The sequence below is a fragment of the Adlercreutzia sp. ZJ242 genome (assembly GCF_011038995.1).
In the GTDB taxonomy this organism is placed as follows: domain Bacteria; phylum Actinomycetota; class Coriobacteriia; order Coriobacteriales; family Eggerthellaceae; genus CAAEEV01.
The window spans coordinates 66,729-76,725 of record NZ_JAAKEE010000008.1 but is presented as its reverse complement, the minus strand read 5'-3'; the positions used below and the strand labels follow the sequence as shown (position 1 = coordinate 76,725).

The following is a 9,997-nucleotide window of genomic DNA, read 5'->3' as shown; positions in this document are numbered from 1 at the left end:
CCCGCCGGGTTGGCGGCGCCCTGTGCGCCTGTGCGCCCGTGCCCTGCGCGCCCGCGCCGCCGTTCGCGCCTGCGGCCGCGCTGCGGCTCGAGCTCGCGGCTGCCCGCGCGCTGCTGGCGGCAGCCGCCGCCTCCTTCTCCTGGTCCTCGCGCGCCTTGATGTCGGCGCGGTAGCTCTCGACGAGCTCTTGGGCGTCCTCGAGCGAGTCGGCGCGCAGGCCCTCGTCCTTGATGCGGTTGGCCGCGCCCGGCTGCAGCTCGTCGACGGGAACGTCGGTCACCTCGACGAGCTCCGAGAAGCTCATCCCCAAGATGGTTCCGGGAACGCCCTGGTAGATGGCTACCTTTCCGTCCTGCTCGGCGAGGTAGGCCGCGTTGGAGGTCCAGAAGTTGAACGCGTAGGCCGCGCCGCCGAGGATGGCGGCCAGAAGCACCACGAGAAGCGCGGCGGTGACCTTCGTCTTGCGCGCCACCTTCTTGCGGCGCACCTCGGCGAACCCCGTGACGTTGACCACGATCACGGTGACGTTGTCGTAGCCGCCCGCGGCGATCGCGGCGTTGACCAGCTGCGATGCGGCGAGCTGCGGGTCGGCGGTGCGGTTGAGGACGTCTTCGATCTCGTCATCCTCGATCATGGAGCTCAGGCCGTCCGAGCACAGAAGCAGGCGGTCGCCCGTCTCCACGTTGATCTCGAAGAGGTCGGGCTGGGTGCGCGGGTCGCTGCCGAGCGCGCGCGTGATGACCGAGCGCTGCGGGTGGACGCGCGCCTCGGCCGGGGTGATCTGCCCCGACTCCACGAGGTCGGCCACGAAGCTGTGGTCGCGCGTGAGCTGCTGCAGGCGGCCCTGGTGCAAAAGGTAGGCGCGCGAGTCGCCCACCTGCGCGATGACGAGGCGCTCGTTCTCGAGCATGGCCGCCGTGCAGGTGCATCCCATGCCGGCGCGTCCGACGCCCTCCTGCGCGCCGCGGATGACGGCGAGGTTCGCCTCCTCGACGGCCTGGCCGAGCGCGGTGGCGTCGGGGTAGGCCGGCGCGCGCTTCGCGATCACGTCGACGGCGATCTCGGAGGCCACCTCGCCGGCGGCATGACCGCCCATGCCGTCGCACACCACGTACAGCGGCGGGGCGACGACCAGGCTGTCCTCGTTGTGCTCGCGCACGCAGCCCACGTCGGTGCGGCTGCCGAAGGTGGCGCTTCCCTTGCGCGCCCTGCGCGACATCAGGCGTACCTCACGCGGATGGCGACGTCGCCCACGTTGACCACGTCCTTGTCACGCAAGGCGCAGGGGGCGGTGATGAACTGGCCGTTCACGGACGTCCCGTTGGTCGAGCCGAGGTCCTCCACGAAGAGGTTCTGGCCCATGAGCTGGAAGCGCGCGTGGCGCCCGGACACGTACCCGGCGCCGACCACGATGTCGGCTCCCGGCGAGCGCCCCACGATGACGGGGCCGTGCACGGCGATGGACACGCCGCGCAGCTCCTTGGGGCCGCGCTCGACGGACAGGTTCCAGGTGCGCTCCTTCTTGCGGGTTCCGCGCACCTGCCCGATTCCCGTGCGCATGATGGCGAACAGGAACAGGTACAGCAGCGCGACGAACAGGAGGCGCGCTATGAGCAGGACGACATCGATCACGGTGGGTTCCGGCCTTTCTCGGCGGTGAGCTCAGCTTGGCTTGCGGCGCGGCTAGAGCAGCTGGAACTCGAGCTCGGTGGTTCCGATGATGAGGTGGTCGGCGTCACGCAGGGGAACCGACTTGATCTGGCGGCCGTTGACGAAGGTTCCGTTGGTGGACCCCAGGTCGGCGAGGACCCAGGTGCCGGTGGGCTCCATGTGGATCTCGGCGTGGCGGCGCGATGCGTTGATGTCGGGGATGACGACGTCGTTGCGCGACTCGCGGCCGATGCTCATGGGGTGCCCCGTGAGCGTGAAGGCGCGGTCGTTGGTGATGTCGTAGAGGTAGGCTTGCAGGCCCTGTGCGGGCGGCATCCCGGCTTCCTCGACGGGAGCGTCCTGGCCGAACACCATGGTCTGCGGCTCGCCGGCGTACTCGGCGGGCGCGGGCTGGGGCGCGTAGGGGTCAGGCTGGGCGGCAGGTTGGGGCGCATAGCCAGGCTGGGGCATCGGGCGGGCGCCGCGCCGCATCGGACGCTGCCCGGGGCGCCCGGCGGCGCGCGGAGCGGGGGCGATGCCGTAGCGCTCCATCTCCTCCTGGCGCAGCTGCGCCACCAGAGGCGCAGCCACCATCTCGGCGATCACCTCGAACTTGCCGTGCTTGAGGTCGGCGTCGGCGATGAAGCGCACGAGCGGCTGGCCGTCCATGACCAGGCCGTGCTCGGCGGCCTTCGCGGCCAGGTAGGTCTCCGTCTCGCCTGCGAGGGTGGGGTAGTAGCCGAACAGGCGCGCGTCGTCGTCCTGGCTCACGAGGATGGTGTAGAGCGTGGGGGCGTACTGCTTGCCGGCGCCCACCATCTTGTTGCGGCGCATCTGCTTCTCGGCCTTCTTGGCGATCTGGACCGGCGAGATGGGGGACGCGCCCATCTTCTCGGCGGCACCCTCCACCGTGTCCTCCATCTTTCCCTCAAACTTCGAAAGGAAGCCCATGACATCTCCTTGACTGCTTGCCGCCTTGCGCGGCCCTTCTTGTGGCCAACGCAGCCCCGGAAGGCTGCGAAACACGCAATAATCTGTACCATGATGCCATAAACGCACCCCGAAGGCTTCGTCTCGGCGTGATACTTTACGCAATCGCCATACCCAGCGGGAAAATAATCCCAGTTCGGAGGTGCTCGGGCCGGAGCGGTCGGGAGGGGCCGGGCGTGTCCGCGCCGGGCGCTTGCGGTAGGATTACCCAGGTGCCCGGGATTCCGGTTATTCCTGTTGCGAATCATTCACGTTTTGCTATAATGTTCCCGCGCCGAGAGGGGCCCGCGCGCTCGTCGTGCAGCGAAGCGCGGGATTGCGGCTGCGGATTGCAGCTGAGGACATATGGCTTGCACCGGGTACGTCGGGGTGGCGCGCGGCGTATCGCCTACGAGAAGGGTGCATGCCATGGGCGTGGTCAAAGCAGTCTGCACGAGCGACATCAAGGGAATCCAGAAAACCGAGAAGCCTTCCGTCGAGCTCAAGCCCGAATGGGGCATTGACGGCGACGCGCATGCGGGTGCGTGGCACCGCCAGGTGAGCCTGCTGTCGTACGAGAAGATCGAGGAGTTCAAGGCGCGCGGCGCCGACGTGGTGAACGGCTCGTTCGGCGAGAACATCATCGTGGAGGGCTTCGACCTGAAGGCGCTGCCCATCGGCACGCGCTTCGTCTCGGGTGACGTGGTGCTCGAGCTCACCCAGATCGGCAAGGAGTGCCATGCGCACTGCGCCATCTACCACAAGATGGGCGACTGCATCATGCCGCGCGAGGGCGTGTTCTGCCGCGTGATATCCGGCGGTGTCATCTCCGAAGGAGACGAGATCAGCCTTCTGAAAGAGTAGCCGCGGCTGCGGGCTGCGAGGCGCCCGCGTGCGGCGACGTGCCATGGCCAGCTTGCTCACGAGAACCCCGACGTCTGTCTGATCCGCGCGTGCGAGGGGGTTGCGCACGTGAATCGCTACCTGCCTGCGGAATAATGCGCTAAGATAGGAAAGGTAAGGAGCGCGGCCCGCGGCTCGCACGGGGGGGGATGCTGCCCGCGGCGCGGCGCAAAGGCCACATGCGTGAGGAGGGTCTTATGTACAAGAAAGTTCTGGTTCCCTACGACAAGTCCGATCCGGCGCGCCATGCCCTGGCCGAGGCGATCGAGATGGTCAAGGACATCGCGGGAGCGCAGGTCACGGTTCTCAACGTGGTCGACTGGCATGACTACAACGCCGAGACGTTCAAGATCGCCAGCCGCATGTCGGGCGTCTTGGGCGACTCGCTCGACATGAACGCCATCGCCGACGTGGGCGAGGAGGCGGCTCGCGAGGCCACCGCGCGCGTCTCCGAGGACATCGCCGACGTCGTGGGCGACTTCGCGGGCATCGACATCGCCATCGTGAACGGCTCGGCCCACGACAGCATCACGGCGTATGCGGACGAGGGCGACTACGACTGCATCGTCATGGGGCATCGCGGCCTCGGCGCCGTGCGCGGCATGCTCGGCAGCGTGTGCTACTCGGTGCTGCACAAGACGAACAAGCCCGTGCTCATCGTGAAGTAAGCGCGAGACGACAGGCCGAATGTGGGGAAGGGGCTGCTTGCGCGGCCCCTTCCTCGTTCTTCGGCGTGTTCTGCGTTCGCGCGCGGCGTTCGCGCGCGGCGCCTCACGCTCTACGGTCTGCGCTCGCGCTCGGCGCTTTCGCGCCTGGCGATTGGCGCCCCGCGTCTCGCGTTCCTACAGGCCCATCTCCCGCTTCAGGCGGGCGAGGTCCTCGTCGACGGCGGCGCTGGCCCCAGCTGCCGCGTACTTCTTCTCGAGCTCGGCGGCCTCGTCGACGGGCGCGGCGTTGAGCTCCTCCATGGCGTTGGCGCGGTCGAGCATCTCGTCGGCCTTGGCCTCCATGCGGTTGAACGCGCTGATGGCACCCTCGGCGCGGTCGCTCGCGCCGGTCATCTCGTTCACCTTCTGCTGCGTCTTGGCGACGGCGGCCTTCGCCTTGATGGTCTCCTTGCGCGCCTTGAGCGTCTCGATGTCGCTCACCAGCTTGTCGTGCATCTGGCGCATCTTCGCGGCGTTCTCGTGCGCGGCGTCGAAGGCCACCTTCAGCCCCTCGGCGCGGCCCGCGAGCTCCTGCTTCTTCGCGAGGAACGTGCGCGCGTCGCCTTCCTCGCCGGCGGCGAGCGCCTTGCGGGCGAGGCCCTCGTAGCGGTCGATGTCGGCCTGGTTGTCGTCGACGAGCCGCTTGCAGCGCGCCTCCTCGGCCATGACGCCGGCGGTGGCCTCCTTGACCTCGGCAAGGCTCTCGGTCAGGTCGCGCATGTACTGCTCGACCATCTTCTCGGGATCTTCGGCCCTGTCCAGCAGGTCGTTGATGTTCGCCTTGATGATGCTGGCGAAGCGATCGAGGATGTTGCCCATGGTGTTGCTCTCCTGTCTGGCCCGCAGGCCCTCTGTATCTGCATCTTCGCAGGTCGCGAAGACTGGTCCCCGCTTCTCTTCTCTTTTCCTAGCCCTTTGAGTCCTTCTGGTCGCTCTCGTACTTCTTCGCGAGCTCCTCCACCTCGGTGTCGCCGAACATCTCGAGCGGCGTGCTGAGGATCTCCTGCTGGCGGATGCGCTCGCGCTCCTTCGCTTCGCGGCGGCGTTTCAGCACCACGGCTATGATGACGGCCACCGCCAGCACGGTGACGCACACGGCGACGGGCACCACGGGCGAGGGCGTCACGCTCATGATGCGCGCGGCGGTGTCCTCGTAGGTCTTCGCGAAGATCTCGTCCTCGCTCAGCGAGTAGTCGTTGTAGTAGCGATCGAGGTAGTCGGCGAAGATGTCGAGCGCCTCGGCGTCCATGATGGTCTTGGCCTGCGAGCCGATGGTGTAGCCGCAGTTGTAGCCGCCGTTGCCGTTGTCGCAGAACACGAGCAGGAAATGCGCCTCGTCTTCGAACAGCTCGCCGTAGAGCCTCTCGGCCGTGTCGCTGAGCTCGGAGGTCGAGGTGGTGGTGCCGTTCGGCAGTATGTAGAGGTAGGGCTGTACGCCGGTGTCCATGTAGAACTGGCGCATGCCGCGCTCGAGCGTGCTCGAGTTGCTTATCCAGTCGCCGTCCTGGTCGGTGTAGTAGGGCGTCTCGACGACGGCGCCCGCGGGCAGCGCCTCGCGCTCGACCGTAGAGGCCGCGACGTTGCTCGACGAGCAGCCCGCCGAGCCGCCGAGCAGGCCGTAGGCGAACAGGATGAACACGACGACGGCTATGATGGCGAACGCGGTGCCGAGCCCGCCGCTCTTGCGCGGGGGCTTCTGCGGCCCGTTGCCGTCGGGCTTGTTGGAGTAGGGAGGCTGGTCGGGGTTGCCGGGACCGCCCGCGCCGCCGCTGCCGCCCGAGCCGCCGTGGTAGCTGGTGCGCGGGGCGTTGATGATGATGGGGCCGTGGCCGAAGAACCCGCCGAGTCCGCCGAAGCCGCCGAACCCGCCATGCGAGCCGCCGTGCGGTCCGCCCGACCGTCCGCCCGAGCCGCCATGCGAGCCGCCGCTGAACCCTCCCGACGACCGGCCGCCGCCCGAGAACCCTCCCGAGAACCCGCCTCCGCCGAATCCGCCACCGAACCCGCCGCCACCTGATCTGCCCATGAAATACCCTTTCGCAGTTCGTACAGCGTTTATTATGCGGGATTGCGGGAGCTGCGAGGCGCACGCTGCCGAAAAATTCACGTTTTCGCGAGGCGCCTGGGCTTGGGCTCGCGTTTGGCGGGCAGAGACGGCGTGCTTGCGGCTGGCATGTTCGGGGTATGCTTGCGGTCGGCACATTTGGGGCGTGCTTGCGGTTGACGCGTTCGGGGGCGCGCTCGCCCTTGCCCCGAAGGCGCCAGCAGCTGACGCGTCCGAGGCGCGCCAGCCCTGCTCGAAGAAGCTTGGAGTTTGCGCCTCCTGCCTCAGACGGCGCGGACGGGATGGCGGATGACGGTCTTGAGGCGCTCGGGTGCGCAGCGACGCGGGTCGGAGAGGTAGATCTCGTGGTGTTGACGCTGCTCGCTGAAGTCGGGCGCGTATCCGCCTGCCGTCGCGAACGCGTCCATGCGCTCTATGGTGGCGGGCTCGTCATCGTAGGGGCCGATGTGCATGCACTGGACGCATAATCCCTCCTCAACGGCAAGGAGCTCCACTTTCGAAAGGTCGATCTGCTTCTTGCGGGCGGCTTCCTCCCGAGCCCAGGCGAAGTCTTCCAGAGACACGAAGTCGGGAAGGCGGATGCAGGATATGAAGCTGAAGTCCTCCTTGCGCGCGTAGTCTATCGGCCCGTTCGCCTCGCCCTGCCGCCAGAACCCCTCGAGCGGCGGCACGACGAAGTCGAAGTAGCCGTCGATGCGGTGGTCGCCCTTCTTCGACATCTTGATGGTGAACGCAACGGCGTAGAGCAAGCCGATGGACTCCTTGTACGCGCCCGCCTCGGCGTTCGGGTCCCCCTTGCCGCGCACCGCCAGGTAGTTCATCGCGGGAACCTCCACGATGCTCGGCTTGCGCGCCGGGACGTAGAGCTCCTTGTACTCCTTCTTGTAGTCGAACGCCACGGCCATCGTCTCCGTTCCTCGTCAGGTGCCAGCGCGGGCCTTTGCCGCAAACCCGCTCGCCGCACTTTCGCTTCTCGCGCTTGGCCCTTTGCCTCTTGCCCTTCGCCTTGCGCTTAGCTCTTCGCTCTCGTGCCTTGCTTCTCGCATTCTATCCTTTACAGGCTAGCACAATCTTCCGCGGCGTTTCTCAGGTTTGCCGTGAGAAGGGGAGCCGTGGTAAGATAGTTTTGTCTTACCAACAGTGAGTAACGGTTGATGCCCATGAATGAAGTCTATGCTGATGACAGGGTGGAGACGCGGCATCCTGAGCAAAACATAGCGAAAGCCGATGCTATTGCCGCCTGGTGCAACGCCATCAGAAGCAGGCCAAGGCTAGGAAAAAACCCAGATGAGTACCTCGCGATAGGCATCGACGGCAAAGGGAGGCTGATGGAGCTCGTTGCCATCCGCAATGGCGACGGGGATTTCCTCATCTATCATGCTTTCATACCCCCTCAGCCAAACGCGAAGAAGGAACTCGGAATCATCGAAGGAAGTGGTAGGAAATGAGCAACGAGGAGCTGCGCGAGAGGTTCGGCGTGACGGCGGAGCAGCTGGACGCATGGGCTGACGAGTACGAAAGCGCCGATTGGTCGCATATGCGCTTCGGCGAGGTCATCAACGGAAGGCCGAGGGTCTCGGACGAGCCGCTTGATTCGATAACGGTGAAGATCCCGCGCTCGCGTACCGTGGCAATGAAGCGGGTGCAACAGGAGACGGGGATGACGAGGTCTGAGTTCGTGCGTCGGGCCATCGACCATGAACTAATGGCCTTGTCATAGCCGAGGTCCGGAGGTTTCATCCCTGCTTCACCCCAGCTTGCCAGCGAAGGGGCTTCCCAAGGGCTTCTGCCCCAACGCCCCGTTCCCCCTGCCCCCTTCCTTGGGGCTCGAAGGACTGACACGCCCTCTTTCCGTCCTGAGCACCGACAACGCGCCTTTTCCATCCACCATCCTGAAAAGCTGGATGGAAAAGGCGCGTTATCGGCGATTCAAGCCCCGAAAACCACCGACAACGGCGCTTTCGCATCCACTTTTCCCGAGAAATCGCCGATAACGGCCTTGTTTCATCCAGAATCACCTGAGGGGTGGCTGGAAAAGCGCCGTTGTCGGTAACCCTCTTTTGAGCATTAACCCGCATTAACCCGTAACGACCTTGCTTCCCTGCCCCAGAAAAGCAAAGCAGGCCAGCCGATGAACGACTGACCTGCGGTTTTACTGGAGCCAACGAGCGGATTCGAACCGCTGACCTACGCATTACGAGTGCGTTGCTCTACCAGCTGAGCCACGTTGGCAACATGCCTCTTTCAGAAGCGATGGTAAAGTATAGCGAACTTGCCATCACGGTGCAAGGGGCTTTTATCCTGCGACGGGGAAGCGGATGACCAGGTACACGGCGGCGATGATCACGGTCACCATCATGAGCGGGAAACCCACCTTCAGGAACTGGACGAAGGTGATCTCGTAGCCGTTCTTCTTCGAGATGTCGGAGAGCACCACGTTCGCGCTCGCGCCGATGAGCGAGCCGTTGCCGCCCAGGCACGCGCCGAGCGACACCGCCCACCACAGCGGCATGACGTCCATGCCGGACGACTCCATGGTGAGCAGGATGGGGATCATCGTGGCCACGAACGGGATGTTGTCCAAAAAGCTCGAGACGATGGCCGACGCGAACACCAGCACGAGCATGGTGAGGAACACGTCGCCGCCGGTCACGTCGATGAGCGCCTGGGCCAGCATCTCGATGACGCCGGTCTCGGTCATGGCGCCCACGATGATGAACAGGCCCGCGAAGAACGCCAGCGTGGTCCACTCGACGTTCAGCAGCGCCTTCTCGATGGACTCGCCCGAGATCAGCAGGATCAGCCCCGCCGCGCCCAGCGCGATGATAGAGGACTCCCAGCCCAGCGCGCCGTGGAACATGAAGCCCACCACCACGAGCACGATCATGACGACCGAGATCCTCAGCAGGCGGCGGTTCTCGATGTAGTCAGACGGGTTGAGCCCCATGACGTCGAACACCACGTCGCCGCTGTTCTTCTTGCGCGCGGCGCTCATCTTGCGGCCGTACAGGAAGTAGAACAGCACGATGATCACGGCCAGGATGATCACGACCGCCGGAGCGTCGTAGATGATGAAGTCGGCGAAGTCGAACCCTGCGGCCGAGCCGATCATGATGTTGGGCGGGTCGCCGATGAGCGTCGCCGTGCCGCCGATGTTCGACGCCATGATCTCGGTGATGAAGAACGGGACGGGGTCGACCTTGAGCAGCCTGCACAGCGTGAGCGTCATGGGGCCGATGAGCAGCACCGTGGTCACGTTGTCCAAGAACGCCGAGAGCACGGCGGTGAGGATGACGAACAGCATCATGATCTTCCACGGGTCGCCCTTGGCGATGTGGGCGCATTTGATGGCGAGGTACTCGAAGATGCCCGAGAGCTTCACCACCGACACGAACAGCATCATGCCGAACAGCACGCCGAGCGTGTTGAAGTCGAGGTGGTGGATGGCCGTCTCGAAGGGGATGACGCCTATGGCCATGAGCACGACGGCGCCGACGATGGCTACGAGCGCGCGGTGAACCTTCTCTGAGATGATGAGGCCGAGCGCCACGACGAATACGACGACTGAGATGATCTGGCTGGTATCCACGGGGTAGTTCCTGTCAAGCTATGGATCTGTATATCGCGTTGATTATAAGGCTTCTCAGTCGGTCAGGTTATACTAAAAAGATATGCGGTAGGTACGAGGCTTGAATCGAGGGCG

At 65.3% G+C, this 9,997-nt stretch carries 11 protein-coding genes and 1 tRNA gene; 4 read left to right on the top strand and 8 right to left on the bottom strand.

Annotated features, from left to right (window positions below; genetic code table 11):
• The 3 genes from G7Y49_RS03890 to G7Y49_RS03880 all read right to left on the bottom strand — a co-directional run.
• A partial coding sequence (locus tag G7Y49_RS03890; protein ID WP_165171334.1) for a Stp1/IreP family PP2C-type Ser/Thr phosphatase occupies positions 1–1,219 on the bottom strand: 1,219 nt, incomplete at its 3' end.
• Positions 1,219–1,632, bottom strand: a complete 414-nt coding sequence (locus tag G7Y49_RS03885) for an FHA domain-containing protein (protein WP_165055170.1) — start codon at positions 1,630–1,632, stop codon at positions 1,219–1,221. The genes G7Y49_RS03890 and G7Y49_RS03885, both read right to left, overlap by 1 nt.
• A gap of 51 nt (positions 1,633–1,683) precedes the next feature.
• Positions 1,684–2,601: a DUF3662 and FHA domain-containing protein gene (locus G7Y49_RS03880; RefSeq protein WP_165171333.1), complete on the bottom strand. Its 918-nt coding sequence runs from the start codon at positions 2,599–2,601 to the stop codon at positions 1,684–1,686.
• A gap of 447 nt (positions 2,602–3,048) precedes the next feature.
• Here G7Y49_RS03880 and G7Y49_RS03875 point away from each other — a divergent pair, with 447 nt between their 5' ends.
• Complete coding sequence (locus G7Y49_RS03875; protein ID WP_165171332.1) at positions 3,049–3,483, top strand: MOSC domain-containing protein; 435 nt, start codon at positions 3,049–3,051, stop codon at positions 3,481–3,483.
• A gap of 236 nt (positions 3,484–3,719) precedes the next feature.
• Positions 3,720–4,190: a universal stress protein gene (locus G7Y49_RS03870; protein WP_165171331.1), complete on the top strand. Its 471-nt coding sequence runs from the start codon at positions 3,720–3,722 to the stop codon at positions 4,188–4,190.
• 174 nt (positions 4,191–4,364) lie between these two features.
• Here the strand turns inward: G7Y49_RS03870 and G7Y49_RS03865 are convergent, their stop codons facing one another.
• From G7Y49_RS03865 to G7Y49_RS03855, 3 genes are all read right to left on the bottom strand, one after another.
• On the bottom strand, positions 4,365–5,048 hold the full coding sequence (locus G7Y49_RS03865; protein WP_165171329.1) for a PspA/IM30 family protein: 684 nt from the start codon (positions 5,046–5,048) through the stop codon (positions 4,365–4,367).
• Between the two features lie 88 nt (positions 5,049–5,136).
• On the bottom strand, positions 5,137–6,255 hold the full coding sequence (locus G7Y49_RS03860; RefSeq protein WP_165171327.1) for a hypothetical protein: 1,119 nt from the start codon (positions 6,253–6,255) through the stop codon (positions 5,137–5,139).
• A gap of 302 nt (positions 6,256–6,557) precedes the next feature.
• Positions 6,558–7,193 (bottom strand): GyrI-like domain-containing protein, encoded by a 636-nt coding sequence (locus tag G7Y49_RS03855; protein ID WP_165171342.1) that lies wholly within the window; start codon positions 7,191–7,193, stop codon positions 6,558–6,560.
• Between the two features lie 261 nt (positions 7,194–7,454).
• On the opposite strand from G7Y49_RS03855, the gene G7Y49_RS03850 reads away from it, so the two are divergent.
• Both G7Y49_RS03850 and G7Y49_RS03845 read left to right on the top strand, forming a co-directional pair.
• The gene (locus G7Y49_RS03850) at positions 7,455–7,742 is read left to right on the top strand and encodes a hypothetical protein (RefSeq protein WP_165171325.1); all 288 of its coding nucleotides are present in this window, start codon (positions 7,455–7,457) and stop codon (positions 7,740–7,742) included.
• Positions 7,739–8,014, top strand: coding sequence for a toxin-antitoxin system antitoxin subunit (locus G7Y49_RS03845; protein WP_165171323.1), 276 nt, complete (start codon positions 7,739–7,741; stop codon positions 8,012–8,014). Before G7Y49_RS03850 ends, G7Y49_RS03845 begins: the two co-directional genes overlap by 4 nt.
• Before the next feature lie 436 nt (positions 8,015–8,450).
• On the opposite strand, the gene G7Y49_RS03840 is transcribed toward G7Y49_RS03845, so the two are convergent.
• Both G7Y49_RS03840 and G7Y49_RS03835 read right to left on the bottom strand, forming a co-directional pair.
• Positions 8,451–8,526 (bottom strand) — tRNA-Thr (locus G7Y49_RS03840).
• 64 nt (positions 8,527–8,590) lie between these two features.
• Entirely contained in the window at positions 8,591–9,883 is a 1,293-nt protein-coding gene (locus G7Y49_RS03835) for an SLC13 family permease (RefSeq protein ID WP_165171321.1), read from the bottom strand.
• Positions 9,884–9,997: the final 114 nt, after the last annotated feature.